Raw genomic sequence first — 15921 nt, forward strand, 5'->3', positions numbered from 1 at the left:
GAAAATGAAAAGCGGAAAACTTCAGAAATAATGCGGCATGATTTCCGGAAGGCCGGTCACAGGTGCACGGAGAACCCGTTGGGCAAGGCTCAACGCTTCGGCACCGACCAGTCGTCGGGCGGCTTCCTGCGCTCCCTGAGACGCAGAGCCAGACCGACGGTCACGCCGACGCCTATGGCGACGGTCAGGTCGATCAGCACGGTCAGAACCAGCGTGGTCAAGAGCAGAAGCCGGTCGGTCATTGGAGCTTCGAGGTAGCTCCGCCACTTGTGCGGTTCGCTCATGTTCCAGGCCGTCAGCATCAAAAGCGCCGCCATGGCGGGCAGCGCGAGGTAGCCGGCCAGAGGCGCGGCCACCAGCATCACCACGAGGATGGTGAGCGCATGAACCAGCCCGGCCACCGGCGTCTTGCCACCCGCCCGGACGTTGGTTGCGGTCCGGGCGATGGCTCCGGTCGCCGGAAGCCCTCCGAATAGAGCGGAGGCGATATTCGCGCCGCCCTGGGCGATCACCTCCGCGTTCGGCCGGTGCTGGCCCTCGATCATGCGGTCGGCCACCATCGCCGAAAGAAGCGACTCGACCCCGGCCAGAAACGCGATCACGAGGGCCGAGGGGAAGAGTTCGACGATCCGGTCCATGGAGACGGACGGCAGCGACGGGACCGGCAGCGTGTTCGGCAGCGCGCCGAAGCGGGAGGCGATTGTCTCGACGGGCAGGGCAAACAGGAAGGCTGCGAGCGAGCCGGCGGTGACCGCCACGATCAGACCGGGAAATTTCGGCGCCAGCCGCCGGAGAAGGACGATCAGCACGAGTGTCACGACGGCGATCACGAAGGCCGCCGACGTGGCGGTGTCGCGCGCCTCCCAGAGAACCGGGACTTTTTCCAGAAAATCCGCCGGAACCTCTCCGGTTGTCAGGCCGAAAAAGTCCTTGATCTGGCTGGACGCGATCACGATGGCGATGCCGATGGTAAATCCGTTGACCACCGCTTCAGGCACGTAGCGGATCAGATTGCCGATCCGGAAATAACCGGCGACGAGCAGCATCAGCCCGGCCATTAGCGTCGCCAGCACCAGCCCGTCATAGCCGTGGTCCGCGATAACCCCGTAGACGACGACGATGAAGGCTCCCGTGGGCCCGCCGATCTGCACCCGGCTGCCGCCGAGGAGCGAGATGAAAAACCCTCCGACAATCGCGGTGACAAGCCCCTTCGCGGGCTCCGCGCCCGAAGCGATGGCAATCGCCAGACTGAGCGGAAGGGCAACCATGGCCACGGTGATCCCGGCGAAGAGATCCGCCCGGAAGAGCTGCAGGGAATAGGCCTGCATCGTGGTGACGATCTTGGGAAGCCGCATGAAGGGGCCGGAAATAGAGGTCAGGTAGGAGTGTTTTTATTCTTCCCCACCGAACTTCAAATTGCAATGCCCGGCACCCGAGACCGCTGCGCCGGGGGCTGTCACCCCACCCAGCAGGTGGCGAAGAAGCCGTTCTTTTCCTGATCCTTGCCGATGGAGCGGCGGGTCTTGAAACCGATCAGGCCGTCCGCGCCGCCGACATCGTGGCCGAGGCTCTCCAACCGCTGCTGCAGATTGCGCACCGCGCCCCTTGTGGTCTCCTTCATCGGCTTCCATTCACCGGAAAAGCCCCGGTTGTTGCCGTAGCGGTCCGCCAGGTGACCGACGAAAAGCGCGTAGGTGTCGCTCTCGTTGTAGTCCTTCAGCACATAGAAGTTTTCCGTCGCGATGAAGGCCGGCCCGTAGCGGCCCGCCGGAAGAAGAATATTGCCCGGCTGGTTCATCTCGTGGTCCGGAAAGGGTTTGCCGCTCACCCGTTTGACGCCTTCCGACACGAAACGGGAGATCTTCTGCCGGTTGTCCGGGCCTTCCCGGGTGCATGACACCGTATCGGGCAGGATCACCTCGTAGCCCCAGTCCCGGCCCTTCACCCAGCCATGGGCGGAGAGATAATGGGCGATGGAGGCCATTGTATCCACCTGCGAGGTCCAGATATTGCGCTTGCCGTCGCCGTCGAAATCGACAGCGTATTTCAGGAAGGAGGACGGCAGGAATTGCGGTTGGCCCATCGCGCCGCCCCAGGAGCTTTTCATGGCCCGGCGCGAGACATCGCCGTTCTGCAGGATCTTCAGACCGGCGATCAACTCTCCTTTGAAGAAATCCGGCCGCTGTCCCATGAACGCCTGGGTCGCGAGCACCCGGATCGCATCATAGGGGATCTTGGCGCCGCCATAGCCGGATTCCCGCGCCCAGATCGCCAGGACAATCCTTTTCGGCACGCCGTATTTCGCTTCGATCCTGGAAAGGGTCGCGGCATGCTGTTTCATCAGGCTGCGTCCGCGCGGCACCAGGGCGTTGAACTGGCTGTCGCGGAAATAGCGGGCGGGAGCCTTGAACTCGGCCTGGAAGTTGACCTTCGGAGGCTTGCCCTTGCCGCCCGGTCCGACCAGGCCGGGAAGCGAAGTGTCCGGGGTCAGCCCTTTCAGTTCCCGGTCCAGCACCGCCTGGGAAACGCCGGCCTGCCGCGCCGTGGGGACGACTTCGCTGTTCAGGTATTGCCGGAACTGGGCGTCGTACTGACCAGCCTGGGCGCTAAGCGTAAGCGTGAGCAGGAGGGACAGCGCTGCAAGGAAAACGGGCGGCAGGTTGCGGATCACGGCAGGCTCCGGGACTGTGAAATATTGTCGGAGCCTACCACGAAGCTTCCCGGCTTCCGACCGTCCTCAGAGCTCTGTCCAGTTTAAATCGCGCCCCGCCTGGGAGGTCAGCCAGTCCCTTTCAAACCGGTACCAGCAGCCGCCGCGTTTCTGATCGTGGGATCTGGAGATCGGCACGTTCATCAGATGGCACATGAGCAGCGTGCCGACGGCGCCGTGCCCGGTAAAAAGCACGGGGGCGTCGTGACCGAGATCCGAAAGGGCTTCCCGAACTCCGGAAACGATCCGCGTTTGAGCGTCGATGGCCCGTTCCCAGCCCCGGATGGAGGCGTGCGGTTCCGCAAAGAAGCGGTCCGCCGTTTCCTCGAATTCAGCCGGTGGCAGGAAGCCGGTGGCGGAGCGGTCATTCTCGTGCAAATCCTGGCGAATATGGATCCGGACCGGGCAGCCTTCGGCGAAGACCCGGGCAGTTTCCTTCGCCTTCACCTCGCCGCTCGAAACAATGTCGCGGATATGCTCGGCAAAGGGAAAGTCGCAAGCCAGCCGGGCGCGTGCCCGGCCGATGTCCGAAAGACCCCATTCCGGCACCGGAATTTCCGGATCGATCCTGACTTCCGGATGGGTGAGATAAATGCACCAGGTCATCGGGACCGGTTTTCGAGCCAGTCGAGGATCAGGTGGTAGGCAATCGAGATCGACGGTGGAATCTTGTGGCCTTCCGGATGTGTGCCGTCCACCATCTGGCGCACCTCGTCCCGGTCGCACCATTTGCAGGCTTCCAGCTCGTCGTCCCCGATCTCGATGTCATGGGACAGCGCGGTTCCCGTGCAGCCGATCATCAGGTTGGCGGGAAAGGGCCACGGCTGGTTGGAAACGAGTTGAACGTCACCGACGAGAATGCCGGATTCTTCCAGCGTTTCGCGGCGCACCGCCTGTTCCACGGTTTCGCCGGGCTCCATGAAACCCGCCAGTGTCGTGAAAAGCCCTTCCGGCAGGCGGGAGGGCCGACCGAGCAGCGCCTTCTCTCCATCGGTGATCAGCATGATGACGCAAGGGTCGGTGCGCGGAAAATGAGGAGAGCCGCAGGCCGGGCAGTCCCGGCGGTAGCCGGCTTCCGCCAACTGGGTTTTTTCACCGCATTTGGAACAGTGACGATGGGTCCGGTGCCAGTGGATCAGGGCACGGGCCTGGGCAAGGGCGCCGAGGTCTTCTTCCGAGCGTGTGTTCTGCAGAGCAAGCGTACGGAGGTCCAGCAGCTGGAGATCCTGACGCTCCGCCATGTCGTCGTCACTCTGCGGCAGCGTTGTGGCGAATAGTGCCTGGCCCGTGCCGGGTCTCAGGCCCAGGAAGACCATTTCCTCCGGAAACGCCCCAAGCTTCCTCGCATGCTCCAGATTGTGCCCGATCGGTGCGCCGTCGCCGGCCTTGAACACAAGGCTCTTGTCGGTCGACAGCACAATTTCGGTATCCGGCTTGGTCAAAAGCGCTTGAAGCCAGGCCTTGTCGCCGCGCTGCGTCGACCGCCGGTCGAGCGTGTTGCCGATAAAACTCATCTCCATTGGATGGAGACCGGCGGCCGTGGCGCGCATGCTGTGTTCCTTGAAAAGCTTTGTGGCAGGGCGAATTGCTAGCGAACCTAGGGTACGGCCTGGCACCTGTCCAGACAGGCGCCCGATGAACGGGAAGGGCTAGTCGGGGTCGGCGCTCAACTCATCCTGCAAACGCTCGATCAGGGTTTCCGCCGCTTCAGGATCGTAAGGCTCCGCCGGCACGACACCCCAGACCGGGCCCGGCCAGGCCGAGTCGCTGCGAAAGCGGCCGATCACATGCACGTGCAGTTGAGAGACCTGATTGCCGAGCGCGCCGACATTCAGCTTCTCGCAATCGGTAACGCTTCTGAGCGCTTTGCTGGCGAGGACGATCTCGCGCATGAGTTGCTGCTGGTCCTCTTCTTCAAGGTCGATGATTTCCACCAGATCGGGCCTGCAGGGAACGAGCAACAGCCAGGGGTAATTGGCGTCTTTCATCAGCCGGACGCTGCAAAGCGACAGATTGGTGACGAAATAACTGTCGCCTTCGAGACGGGCATTGATGGTAAAGCAGGACATGGAACTCAAACCGATGCTATCAATTGGGGTGCGAGACAGGCTGAAAGCGGCTCGCTTGCATGTGCCTACAATATGGGGAAAGGCGTGAAGAAGGAAAACGCTTTTCCAAAGGAGGCTGTGGCTTTCCTTCAAACGCAAATGGATAGACCGGATGTCACTTGAAACAATCCTGAGTTTCGCGTTCGTCGCCGTACTGCTGGTGGTGTCGCCGGGGCCGAACGGGGTCCTGATCGCAAAGACGGTACCGACGTCCGGAAGGGTCGCCGGCTACGTCAACATCGCCGGATTCGTCGCCGCCTTCTTTCTGCATGGGACGCTATCCGTCTTCGGTATCTCGATGATCCTGGTACATTCCGCCGAGGCCTTTTTCATCGTGAAGATGATCGGCGCCGCGTATCTCTTCTGGATCGGCCTGAAGGCGCTGCGAGACGCGCTCTTTCATTGGGAACGGCCTGCTCCGGTTTCGGCGGCCAAACGGAAACGAACTTTGGCGCGGGCCTTCAGCGAGGGGTTTTTGACCAACGCGCTGAACCCCAAGGTCTCGCTGTTTTACCTCGCCGCCTTTCCTCAGTTCATCCCCGTGGGAGACGGGGCGGTGACCTCGGCCATGTCGCTGGTCGGTCTTCATGCGGCGATCAATGCGGCCTGGTTCGGCTCCCTGGTGGTCGTCTTCTCAAAGATGGGGGCTGCCGTCCGCAAACCCTCCGTGCAGCGGTGGGTGAAAGGAGTTACCGGAACTGTCTTCATGGGGTTCGGTTTGAAAGTCGCGATGCTCAGGCCGTGAACGAAAGCCCCTCTTTTTCCGGCAAATAAAAACCTTGCCCGCCCTCTTGCCAAACCCCAGGGGGCATCTGATATAAGGCGCTCGGGAGGTTGGTGGTGGACGAGCCACTCGCCAACCGGGTCAGGTCCGGAAGGAAGCAGCCCTAACGAGCCTCGGCACGGGTCGCCGTGCCAGCCTCCCACCCTTCAAGACAGATCAATCCGTCTGACAAGCACCGCCGGGTTTCCGCGGTGCTTTTTGCGTTTTGGTCCGCGCGATATCGATGTATTGACATAATGGTACATTGGTACCAAAATAACAACATGTCAAAATCGATCGAACGCGTTCAGACCGGCATGCGTCTGGAAAAACGTCTTCTCAAGGTCCTGAAAGGGCTTGCGGAGCATCTCGACATCTCGCTTGGCGACCTGATCGAGGGAATGGCGCTGCACGCATTCGAGAACAAGCCGCCGTTTTCCGACGTGACGCTCGAAAAGATCCGTCAGCTTAAAGCGGTTTACGATCTGGATCTGGACGCATCGGACAGCCACAAACTGAAGGACGGGACCGAAAATGACGCTTGAAGGTTACACCGGCATGGCGGAAAGGTTCGAGGCGCGGACGCTGGACGCGCGCGAGTTCAGTCATGTCGATCACATCGGCGTCGCCTGCCACATGCTCCGGAAATATCCGTTTCTGGATGCCGCGCAAAAATACGGCGCGGCGCTGCAGGCTATCGCCACCGAAGCCGGCGTGCCGGAAAAATTCAACACGACGCTCACGCTGGCCTTTCTCGGTGTGCTCGCCGAGCGCATGGCCGATACACCGCACGAGAGTTTTGACGATTTCCTGGAAAAGAACCCGGACCTCCGGTCGCGCGCGCTCATGAAAACCTGGTATTCGGACGATAGAATCGCTTCGGAGCAGGCCCGCGGGAGTTTTCTGATGCCGGACCGGTTTCGCGACTAAGTTTTTGTCTTCTTCCGGCTCAGGCGCCGCGAGTTGGAGCGCACCCGCTTGGCATAGGGGCCCACGGTTTCGGCGCCGAGGGAAATTCCCTTGCGCGTGGAGGCACGCGGTTTCTGACCAAGCGACATTTGCCGGACGGCGGACAGTCCCTGTCGCGCAAGCGCGGTGTTGACAGCCGTGGCGGTTTCCAACGCCGCCGCCGCTTTTTCCAGAACCATCCGGTTTATCTCGGTGACATCCTGCGGCTGCCCCTTCAGGGATGCCGCCGCCATGGCCTGACAGCGGAGCGCGATGACCATCGGGGCCTGGAACCACAGACTGACAAGATCCCTGGCGAGTTTGGAATTTGCGGACATGGTGGCCCTCCAGGCGAGTTGTCCCGAACACATATGGATATTCGTGAAACCCGTAAAAGGCCTTCGGGTTCCGGGCCCGATGGCCAATTTCGACAACACAGGAAAACTTTCAAAACCCCGTCCAACTTTTTTCAAAATACCGCTATGGTGCGGCTCATGGATGAGACAGGTTTTCAAGACGAGGGCGCGGAGCAGGCGCCGGGGTTGATTCCCGAAAGCGGCACCGCCAAATCCGGAGCCGGCGACGGCGCCTACCGTGTTCTGGCGCGCAAGTACCGTCCGAAAACCTTCGAGGACCTGGTCGGCCAGGAACCGATGGTCCAGACGCTGGAAAACGCGTTCGAGACCGGGCGTATCGCCCAGGCCTGGATGCTGACCGGCGTGCGTGGTGTCGGCAAGACGACGACGGCGCGCATTCTGGCCCGCGGCCTGAACTACGAAGTGCCGGGCGCCGCAGGCAAGCCGACCGTCAAGCTTGAGCAGGAAGGAACCCACTGCAAGGCGATCATGGAAGGCCGTCATGTCGATGTCATCGAGATGGACGCCGCCTCCCACACCGGCATCAACGACATTCGCGAGATTATCGACGCGGCCCGCTATCGTCCGGCGACGGCGCGCTACAAGGTTTACATCATCGACGAAGTGCACATGCTTTCCAACGCGGCTTTCAACGGCCTGCTGAAGACGCTGGAAGAACCGCCGGAGCATGTGAAATTCATTTTTGCCACGACCGAAATCCGCAAGGTGCCGATTACGGTTCTGTCGCGCTGCCAGCGCTTCGACCTGCGCCGCATCGAGCAGGCGAAACTGATCGGCTTGCTGCGACGGATCTCGGACGCGGAAGGCATCGAAATCTCCGACGAGGCTCTGATGCTGATCGCCCGGGCGGGTGAGGGCTCGGCACGCGATTCGCTGTCGCTTCTGGATCAGGCCATGGCCCATGGCGCCGGAGCGATCCAGGCGGACGATCTGCGCCAGATGCTTGGTCTGGCGGACCGGGTCCGGGTGATCGACCTGTTCGAACATGTCATGGCCGGCCGGATCGAGGAAGCCCTCGACGAACTCCAGGCCCAGTACGAGGTCGGCGCCGATCCGGCGATCGTTCTGACCGATCTGGCGGATTTCACCCATCTGGTGACCCGCATCAAGGTCGCGCCGAAGTCCGCCGACGAGGCCTCGGTCACCGAAGCCGAGCGTGCCAGGGGACGTGAATGCGCGGAGAAACTGTCCGTGCGGCTGTTGTCGCGGGCCTGGCAGATCCTGCTGAAGGGCGTTCAGGAGGTTCAGGCGGCGTCCAAACCGTTGGCGGCGGCCGACATGGTGCTGGTCCGGCTCGCCTATGCGGCGGATCTGCCCGATCCGGGCGAACTGATGGAAAAGGTCAGGAGCGGCCAGATGCCGCTTGGCGGTTCGGCGCCGGCGAACCCCGGCTCCGCTCCGGGTGGAGGCGGCGCGCAGGCGATGGCTGTGGGCGGGACCGCCATGCCTGGCGCCGGCGGAAACGGCGGCCCGGCGATGCAGGCCTCCGCGCGTCCTCAGCTGGCGGCGATCCAGGGTGGAATGCCACAGGCAGAACCTGTTCGACAGACCGCGCCGGAAACCGCACCGGCACCGGAAACACAACCAGCGCCGGCTTACGCGCTGAAAAACCTGCGCGATTGCGCGGCCCTGGCATCGGAAAAACGCGATATTCCGATGAAGGTGGCGATCCAGCGGCAGATGCGGCTGGTGAAATTCGAATCGGGCAAGATCGAGATACAGCCGACGGAAGATGCGCCGGCCGACATTGCCGGCGAACTCGGCCGCAAACTCACGGAATGGACCGGACAGCGCTGGTGGGTGGTTGTTTCGCGCAGTCAGGGCCGTCCGACCATTCACGAGGAAGAGGAAGCCAACCAGCAGCAGCTTCTCTCCGACGCGAAGTCCCACCCGACGGTCGCCGCTCTTCTGGCCCAGTTTCCGGGCGCCAAGGTTGTCGACGTGAAGGTGCAGATTTCGGAAGAGGACGAGGCGGCCATGGCGGACCCCCTGGTGAACGACCCGCTGCTCAACGAGGCGCTCGGCAATGACGAAGAGGATTGATCGGAGCGTATTGTTCTTCTAAAGGCAAACCCCAGATGAATGGTTGACGCGCCGGTGTCGCGCGCAGAGGTGTTGGAAGGAGTAGTTCCATGGACTTCCTCAAAATGATGAAGCAGGCCAAGCAGATGCAGGAGCAGATGGGGTCCCTGCAGGAACAGATCGTCGAGATCGAGGCGGAAGGAACCTCCGGCGGTGGCCTGGTCAGCCTGCGTCTCAACGGCAAGGGCGAGCTGAAAAGCCTGAAGATCGATCCGTCGCTTCTGAAGGAAGAAGAAGGCGAGATCCTCGAGGACCTGATCATTGCCGCGCATACCGACGGACGCGTCAAGATCGATCAGGCGATCCAGGACAAGACCCAGGAACTCATGGGCGGCCTCGGTCTGCCGGCGGGCATGAAACTTCCGTTTTGAGTTTGGGGGCGAGGAGCACCTGCCGGGAGCTTGATCTTCACCGGGTCATGCCATGACTTGATCGTGGCATCCATGCCGATTGATTTCCTGATTTTGGTTGGCTTGAGAGCGGCAACGGCATGGATTGCAGGGTCAAGCCCGGCAATGACCGTGGAAAGATGAGGCTTCTGTCGTGAAAAGGGCATTTTCGTAGGATGGCGCAAAAGAGTGTCGCGGGACCGGAAATCGAGCGGCTGATCCAGCTTCTGGCGAAGCTGCCGGGTCTGGGGCCGCGCTCCGCCCGCCGCGCCGCCCTGCATCTCATCAAGAAAAAGGATCAGCTGCTGGTGCCGCTCGCGGACGCGATGGGCGTCGCGGTCCGGGAAATCGGCATCTGCTCGGTCTGCGGTACGGTCGACACCTGCGACCCCTGCACCATTTGCTCCGATCCGCAGCGCGACCGGAGTGTTCTGGTGGTCGTGGAGGATGTCGCCGATCTCTGGGCCCTGGAGCGGGCGGGTGCGGTCAATGCCCGCTACCACGTGCTTGGCGGCACGCTGTCTCCTCTTGACGGTGTCGGTCCGGAAGACCTCAATCTCGCTTCTCTTGTGGAGCGCTGTGCGGCGGGAGACCTGGCCGAAGTGATCCTGGCGATCAATGCCACCGTGGAGGGGCAGACCACGGCCCATTACATCATGGACCAGCTTTCCCATCTCGATGTGACAGTCACCCGGCTGGCCCACGGCGTCCCGGTCGGTGGGGAACTCGATTATCTGGACGAAGGCACGCTTGCCCAGGCGCTGAAGGCGCGGACACGGGTTTGAAAAAAGGCAAGTCTCAGATCGACCACCGCACGCTGTTCGGTCGATAAATCCCGCGCGCGGAGGCCCTGGCGATGTGATAGGCGATCACGGCCTTTTCCGCCGCCGTAAGATTGTCTTTCCACTTGTGCAGACTGCTGGCGTTGATGGTGTTTTTGCCCGTACGGTTCGTGCTGGGGCTCGAGGCGTGGCCGAAGACGGACGGTTCGAGGCAGCATGCGTGAAAGTCGATACCGAGGAACCCGCAGACCCGTTTCATGATGTCTTCCGGACGGGTCGCGAGATCCTCGTATTTGACCTTCAGAATCTTGTCGGTCCGGGGCAGGGTTCGCGACAGGACATGATCCTGGGCATAGGAGCGCACCACTTTCAAAAATCCGGCCCTGTCGGTGGACCAGCGAACCGTGGACCTGCCCATGTCCGCTTCATGGCGCATATGGCTCCAGATGCGCGCGTAAGGGTTCCGGGTCATGAAGACCATTTTTCCCTCTGGCCAACTTTCGAAAAACCAGTCCAGGGCACCGTGGCGAAGCTGGCCGACCGGTTGCTTGAAGACCATGTGAGGTCCGAATGACAGTTCCGGAACCGTCGCCGCCACCGCGGCTTGCAAGGCCTTGAACGCGGCGTCCACGTTGAATTTGCGGTCCCCCCCCGCGTTGGTCTGCATTTCTGCAAGAAGTTCGGCGTAATAGATCCGGAAGAATGTCGCGTGATCGAAGCGATCGCTCTTGATCTTCGCGATCTTCTTGTCTTTGGCGACGTCCTGCAGAAAAGCGGAAATCCGCTCGACGTCGAAGGTTCCTTGCTCTTCAAGCTCGGCCCGGAACGCGATGGATTCCCGCGTGGGGTGCAGGCGGTTCCGCAGTCTGAAAAGGAAGTTCCGGTTGACCGCAACGGGAGATGCCGTCGAATCCCGGCTGAAAGAGGCGTAGAAATAAGGTTCGACCGGATAAACCAGGCACTCGGGGTGGCCATCGAGCAGTGACTGTAAGAGTGTCGTTCCGGAATGGGTATGCCCTGACAGCCAAAACATCGCGCTTCTTATTTCAACTCCGCCAAACTGGGCTCCTGTGGCGCGAAACCCCGAGCCCCCCTTTGCGCCCTTCCTAAGGGAGGCGCCTGCTTTGCGCAACGCGAATTGTCAGCCCCTCGCGGGGCGTTGCAGGTCGGCGGTCTGCTTCCGCCCTTGCGCTCGTTCTTCCCTGCACCTATGTCGAAGCGGTCGTATTCAGATCCTTGCAGGTCCCATGTTCCAAGCTGCCTTCCGTGCCATGTCCCAGGTGTTCGAGCCGCCGTTTCGCTCGATTTTCTGGAAAATGCTGGGCTACACGCTGGGGATCCTCATCGTCATCTGGATCGCGTTGCAAAGTGTCGTCGGGTATCTGCTTGGGCTTGCGGCGACCGAGTATGGGGATGGCAGCAGCTGGATTTCCTGGGCGGAATGGTCGGTGTCGATCCTGACGGGGATTGGCGCCGTTTTCGTGCTCGGTTTTCTGATCGCGCCGATTTCAGCGCTTTTGGCCGGACTGTTTCAGGATGAAATCGCCGATATTCTCGAAACCCGCGATTATCCGGCGGACCGGCCGGGCACGGCTCTTCCGCTGTCGCAATCGATTGTGCAGACGATCAAGTTCACCGGTGTCGTGATCCTCGGCAACCTGCTTGCCCTGGTGCTTCTTCTCGTTCCGGGCGTCAACCTGATCGCATTCTTCCTGGTCAACGGGTATCTGCTCGGCCGGGAATTCTTCGAGTTCGCCGCCATGCGCTTCCTGCCGCCGGCGGAGGCCAAGGCCTTCCGCCGCGCCCGCGGCGGGACCGTATTCCTGGGTGGCCTTGTCATCGCCTGCCTGCTGGCCGTGCCGGTTCTGAACCTGGTGACGCCCATCTTTGCCACCATCTTCATGATCCATGTCTACAAGAAACTTGCATCCGCCGCCGCGATCTGACGAACTGCCCCTCTGAGAAAGAAGGGGACATGCAGGATCTTCTTACCGAAATCGCCGAGGTGGCCGCGTCTGATCCCGACAGGGGAAGCGTCGCCACCTATATTCCAGAACTCGCGGGCATCGATCCCGGCCAGTTCGGGATCGCGGTCGCGACCGCGGGCGGCGAAGTCTTTGCCGCCGGCGACGCCGACACGCCGTTTTCCATCCAGTCGGTGTCCAAGGTCTTTGCGCTCGCCCTTGCGCTCGGTCACGCGGGCGATCAGCTCTGGCACCGGGTTGGCCGCGAACCTTCCGGCCTGTCCTTCGATTCTGTTTTGTTGCTGGAACGGGAAAACGGCATTCCGCGCAATCCGTTCATCAACGCGGGCGCCCTTGTTGCGACGGACACCTATCTTGCCGGCTCGTCGCCGCGCGAAGCCTTGGGCGCGTTGCTGCGCTTCATCCGTGCGGCCGCCGATAACGACAGCATTCACATCAACGAAAAGGTGGCGCAGTCGGAAATCGCGACCGGTCACCGGAACTTCTCGCTTGCCCATTATCTCGCCTCCTTCGGCAACCTGCGCAATTCGGTCGACAAGGTGCTCGGCACCTATTGTCACCAGTGCGCCGTGGAGATGACCTGCCGGCAATTGGCGATGGCGGGCCGGTTCCTGGTGGATTCTCCAAGGATGCCGGCGCTCGTCTCCATTGAACGCCGCCGCCGGATAAACGCCCTGATGATGACCTGCGGCCATTACGACGGTTCGGGCGATTTCGCCTTCCGGGTCGGGATGCCCGGCAAGAGCGGTGTCGGAGGCGGAATTCTGGTGGTTTCGCCCGGCCGGGCGTCGGTCGCCGTCTGGTCGCCCGGATTGAACCGTTATGGGAATTCGAAACTCGGCACGGAGGCGATGGAGCGTTTCGCGCACCGCACCGGCTGGTCCGTTTTCGGTGTGCCTCACTCCGGCAAAGACCTTACGTGAAGGTGAGTTGGTGAATAATCACAGCGGGCAGCTTGAAACGGAACCGGGTAGTAGAGCTTCAGTTTACCTTTTAAACGATTCAAAAGTGGTTTCTCTGCAAATAGACCTATAGGATATTTTGACCTTTTGAAGTGTTGGCGCTAGAACCCCCTCTAGACAACGCTTTGAATTGCTTACGTTTGCGTAAACGTAAGGTAGCGTCGTACAGGAGAGGAATTCCATGTCGAACGCCGATTTGCGGGGCAACCGTCCGCTGTCGCCCCATCTTCAGATCTACAAGCCCATATTGACGATGGTCATGTCCATCCTGCACCGCATCACGGGAGCGGCGCTCTACTTCGGCACCGTGCTTCTGGCCTGGTGGCTGATCGCGGCTGCGGCAGGACCCGAGTATTTTGATTTCGTCAACGGTATCTACGGTTCGTTCCTGGGGCGCCTGATCCTGTTCGGCTTCACCTGGGCGCTCGTGCATCACATGCTCGGCGGCCTGCGCCACTTCATCTGGGACATGGGCGCAGGTTTCGGCAGGGAAGCCCGCGAATGGCTCGCCAAGGCGACGATTGTCGGCTCCGTCATCCTGACCCTGATCCTCTGGGTCATCGGTTATCTGGTCGCTTAAGGAGAGTGTCATGAGCGATATGCGCACCCCGCTCAACAAGGTCAGGGGCCTCGGCTCCGCCAAGGACGGCACCGATCATTTCTGGAAACAGCGTGTGACGGCCGTCGCCAACGTTTTTCTGATCAGCTTCTTTGTCATTCTGGTCATTGCCTTGCAGGGCTCCACCCATGAGGAAATGATCGAGACGCTCCGGAACCCGCTGATCGCGATCATCCTGCTTCTGGTCATTCTGTCCGGTGTCTTTCACATGAAACTCGGCATGCAGGTGATCATCGAGGATTACGTGCATGGCGAAGGTCTCAAGTTCCTCACCCTGATGGCGAACACCTTCTTCTGTGCCTTCATCGGATTCGGCTGCATCTTCGCAGTGCTCAAGTTTGGCTTTGGAGGTTAACCCGGATGGCCAAGACGTATGAATTTGTCGAACACACCTACGATGTGGTGGTCGTAGGGGCCGGCGGCGCCGGCTTGCGCGCAACGCTCGGCATGGCCGAACAGGGACTGCGCACGGCCTGTATCACCAAGGTTTTCCCGACCCGCTCCCACACGGTCGCCGCCCAGGGCGGTATCGCCGCGTCGCTGAAAAACATGACGCCGGACTGCTGGGAATGGCACATGTACGACACGGTCAAGGGCTCCGACTGGCTCGGCGACACCGACGCCATGGAGTATCTTGCGCGTGAAGCGCCCAAGGCGGTTTACGAACTGGAGCACTACGGCGTGCCGTTCTCGCGCACCGAGGAAGGCAAGATCTACCAGCGCCCCTTCGGCGGCCACATGCAGAATTACGGCGAAGGCCCCCCCGTGCAGCGCACTTGCGCGGCTGCCGACCGGACCGGCCACGCCATCCTGCACACGCTTTACGGCCAGTCGCTGCGCAACAACGCGGAATTCTACATCGAGTATTTCGCGCTCGATCTGATCATGTCCGAGGACGGCGTGTGTCAGGGCGTGATCGCGTGGAACCTCGATGACGGCACCATGCACCGGTTCTCCGCCAAGATGGTGGTGCTTGCCACCGGCGGTTACGGGCGAGCCTACTTCTCCGCGACCTCGGCGCATACCTGCACCGGCGACGGCGGCGGCATGGTCGCACGCGCGGGCCTGCCGCTCCAGGACATGGAGTTCGTGCAGTTTCACCCGACCGGCATCTACGGCTCCGGCTGTCTGATCACCGAGGGCGCGCGCGGCGAGGGCGGCTACCTGGTCAACTCCGAAGGCGAGCGCTTCATGGAGCGTTACGCGCCGTCGGCGAAGGACCTTGCGTCGCGCGACGTTGTCTCCCGCTGCATGACCATGGAGATCCGCGAAGGCAGGGGCGTCGGCAAGAACAAGGACCATATCTTCCTCCATCTTGATCACCTCGATCCCGCGCTTTTGGCGGAGCGTCTGCCGGGCATTTCGGAAAGCGCGCGCATCTTCGCCGGTGTGGACGTTACCAAGGATCCGATCCCGGTCCTGCCGACGGTTCACTACAACATGGGCGGTATCCCGACCAACTATTGGGGCGAGGTCCTCGACGCCAGCGGAGAACATCCAAACCGCATTCAGCCGGGCCTGATGGCGGTTGGCGAGGCGGGCTGCGCGTCCGTGCACGGCGCCAACCGTCTCGGCTCCAACTCGCTGATCGACCTGGTTGTCTTTGGCCGGGCCGCGGCGATCAAGGCCGGTGAAGTGGTCGATCCGAAAGAAGCCGTGCCGACACCGAGCGAAGCTTCCTGTGAAAAGATCATGGACCGTTTCGACAAGCTCCGCCATGCGGACGGTGCGACGCCGACGGCCGATCTGCGTGACAAGATGCAGCGCGCCATGCAGGACGACGCGGCCGTGTTCCGGACCCAGGAGAGCCTGGAGCAGGGTTGCAAGCGTCTGAGCGCCATCTGGGGCGAGTTGAAGGACCTGAAGGTGACCGACCGTTCGCTGATCTGGAACTCCGATCTGGTGGAAACGCTGGAGCTGGAAAACCTGATGGCCAACGCGATAACCACGGTCTATGGCGCGGAAGCCCGTCAGGAAAGCCGCGGGGCTCATGCGCGTGAAGACTACAAGGAAGGCAAATTTGCCGGCCGGAACGACGAGGAGTGGCGCAAGCACACGCTCTCCTGGGTCGACGAGGCAGGCAATGTCAAACTCGACTACCGTCCGGTGGTGCTCGATCCGCTGACCCCGTTCCAGAACGGTGGCATCGACCCCAAAAAGATCGCGCCCAAGGCGCGCGTCTACTAAGGGGACGTC

18 protein-coding genes and 1 other RNA gene are annotated in these 15921 nt (G+C 61.6%); 12 read left to right on the forward strand and 7 right to left on the reverse strand.

Features of this window, described 5'->3' with window-relative positions; all coding sequences use genetic code 11:
• Positions 1 to 89 precede the first annotated feature (89 nt).
• The 5 genes from JF539_RS20820 to JF539_RS20840 all read right to left on the reverse strand — a co-directional run bounded on the left by JF539_RS20820 (position 90) and on the right by JF539_RS20840 (position 4779).
• Positions 90 to 1355 carry a SulP family inorganic anion transporter gene (locus JF539_RS20820; RefSeq protein WP_207142661.1) on the reverse strand — a complete coding sequence of 422 codons (1266 nt, stop codon included), beginning with the start codon at positions 1353 to 1355 and terminating at the stop codon, positions 90 to 92.
• 101 nt (positions 1356 to 1456) lie between these two features.
• Entirely contained in the window at positions 1457 to 2671 is a 1215-nt protein-coding gene (locus JF539_RS20825; RefSeq protein WP_207142662.1) for a lytic murein transglycosylase, read from the reverse strand.
• A 66-nt stretch (positions 2672 to 2737) separates the two neighbouring features.
• Entirely contained in the window at positions 2738 to 3316 is a 579-nt protein-coding gene (locus JF539_RS20830; protein WP_207142663.1) for a histidine phosphatase family protein, read from the reverse strand.
• On the reverse strand, positions 3313 to 4260 hold the full coding sequence (gene nudC, locus JF539_RS20835; protein ID WP_207142664.1) for an NAD(+) diphosphatase: 948 nt from the start codon (positions 4258 to 4260) through the stop codon (positions 3313 to 3315). Before nudC ends, JF539_RS20830 begins: the two co-directional genes overlap by 4 nt.
• A 99-nt stretch (positions 4261 to 4359) precedes the next feature.
• Positions 4360 to 4779, reverse strand: coding sequence for an HIT domain-containing protein (locus tag JF539_RS20840; protein WP_207142665.1), 420 nt, complete (start codon positions 4777 to 4779; stop codon positions 4360 to 4362).
• 151 nt (positions 4780 to 4930) lie between these two features.
• Here JF539_RS20840 and JF539_RS20845 point away from each other — a divergent pair, with 151 nt between their 5' ends.
• The 4 genes from JF539_RS20845 to JF539_RS20860 all read left to right on the forward strand — a co-directional run bounded on the left by JF539_RS20845 (position 4931) and on the right by JF539_RS20860 (position 6511).
• A complete protein-coding gene (locus tag JF539_RS20845) occupies positions 4931 to 5563 on the forward strand; it encodes a LysE family translocator (RefSeq protein ID WP_207142666.1) in 633 nt (210 codons plus the stop codon).
• 84 nt (positions 5564 to 5647) lie between these two features.
• An RNA gene (ffs, locus tag JF539_RS20850) (signal recognition particle sRNA small type) lies at positions 5648 to 5745 on the forward strand.
• A 120-nt stretch (positions 5746 to 5865) separates the two neighbouring features.
• Positions 5866 to 6126 (forward strand): hypothetical protein, encoded by a 261-nt coding sequence (locus JF539_RS20855; protein ID WP_207142667.1) that lies wholly within the window; start codon positions 5866 to 5868, stop codon positions 6124 to 6126.
• Positions 6116 to 6511: a hypothetical protein gene (locus JF539_RS20860; RefSeq protein ID WP_207142668.1), complete on the forward strand. Its 396-nt coding sequence runs from the start codon at positions 6116 to 6118 to the stop codon at positions 6509 to 6511. The genes JF539_RS20855 and JF539_RS20860 overlap by 11 nt, the downstream gene beginning before the upstream one ends.
• On the opposite strand, the gene JF539_RS20865 is transcribed toward JF539_RS20860, so the two are convergent.
• Positions 6508 to 6867, reverse strand: a complete 360-nt coding sequence (locus tag JF539_RS20865) for a hypothetical protein (protein WP_207142669.1) — start codon at positions 6865 to 6867, stop codon at positions 6508 to 6510. The genes JF539_RS20860 and JF539_RS20865 overlap by 4 nt on opposite strands.
• A 156-nt stretch (positions 6868 to 7023) precedes the next feature.
• On the opposite strand from JF539_RS20865, the gene JF539_RS20870 reads away from it, so the two are divergent.
• The 3 genes from JF539_RS20870 to recR all read left to right on the forward strand — a co-directional run bounded on the left by JF539_RS20870 (position 7024) and on the right by recR (position 10162).
• Positions 7024 to 8949 carry a DNA polymerase III subunit gamma/tau gene (locus JF539_RS20870; RefSeq protein WP_236042588.1) on the forward strand — a complete coding sequence of 642 codons (1926 nt, stop codon included), beginning with the start codon at positions 7024 to 7026 and terminating at the stop codon, positions 8947 to 8949.
• An 89-nt stretch (positions 8950 to 9038) separates the two neighbouring features.
• Positions 9039 to 9359 (forward strand): YbaB/EbfC family nucleoid-associated protein, encoded by a 321-nt coding sequence (locus JF539_RS20875; protein ID WP_207142671.1) that lies wholly within the window; start codon positions 9039 to 9041, stop codon positions 9357 to 9359.
• A gap of 194 nt (positions 9360 to 9553) precedes the next feature.
• A complete protein-coding gene (gene recR / locus JF539_RS20880) occupies positions 9554 to 10162 on the forward strand; it encodes a recombination mediator RecR (protein WP_207142672.1) in 609 nt (202 codons plus the stop codon).
• Positions 10163 to 10175: 13 nt separating this feature from the next.
• Here the strand turns inward: recR and JF539_RS20885 are convergent, their stop codons facing one another.
• On the reverse strand, positions 10176 to 11192 hold the full coding sequence (locus tag JF539_RS20885; protein ID WP_207142673.1) for a sulfotransferase family protein: 1017 nt from the start codon (positions 11190 to 11192) through the stop codon (positions 10176 to 10178).
• A gap of 214 nt (positions 11193 to 11406) precedes the next feature.
• Between JF539_RS20885 and JF539_RS20890 the strand changes: the two genes are divergently transcribed.
• The 5 genes from JF539_RS20890 (at position 11407) to sdhA (ending at position 15912) form a co-directional block, all read left to right on the forward strand.
• Positions 11407 to 12105 (forward strand): sulfate transporter family protein, encoded by a 699-nt coding sequence (locus tag JF539_RS20890; RefSeq protein ID WP_207142674.1) that lies wholly within the window; start codon positions 11407 to 11409, stop codon positions 12103 to 12105.
• A 29-nt stretch (positions 12106 to 12134) separates the two neighbouring features.
• On the forward strand, positions 12135 to 13067 hold the full coding sequence (locus JF539_RS20895; protein WP_207142675.1) for a glutaminase: 933 nt from the start codon (positions 12135 to 12137) through the stop codon (positions 13065 to 13067).
• A 220-nt stretch (positions 13068 to 13287) separates the two neighbouring features.
• Positions 13288 to 13686, forward strand: coding sequence for a succinate dehydrogenase, cytochrome b556 subunit (gene sdhC / locus JF539_RS20900; RefSeq protein ID WP_207142676.1), 399 nt, complete (start codon positions 13288 to 13290; stop codon positions 13684 to 13686).
• Between the two features lie 10 nt (positions 13687 to 13696).
• Positions 13697 to 14080: a succinate dehydrogenase, hydrophobic membrane anchor protein gene (sdhD, locus tag JF539_RS20905; protein WP_207142677.1), complete on the forward strand. Its 384-nt coding sequence runs from the start codon at positions 13697 to 13699 to the stop codon at positions 14078 to 14080.
• Positions 14081 to 14085: 5 nt separating this feature from the next.
• The gene (gene sdhA / locus JF539_RS20910; protein WP_207142678.1) at positions 14086 to 15912 is read left to right on the forward strand and encodes a succinate dehydrogenase flavoprotein subunit; all 1827 of its coding nucleotides are present in this window, start codon (positions 14086 to 14088) and stop codon (positions 15910 to 15912) included.
• Positions 15913 to 15921 lie beyond the last annotated feature (9 nt).

This window comes from Roseibium aggregatum (assembly GCF_017309185.1).
GTDB classification, from domain to species: Bacteria; Pseudomonadota; Alphaproteobacteria; order Rhizobiales; family Stappiaceae; genus Roseibium; species Roseibium aggregatum_B.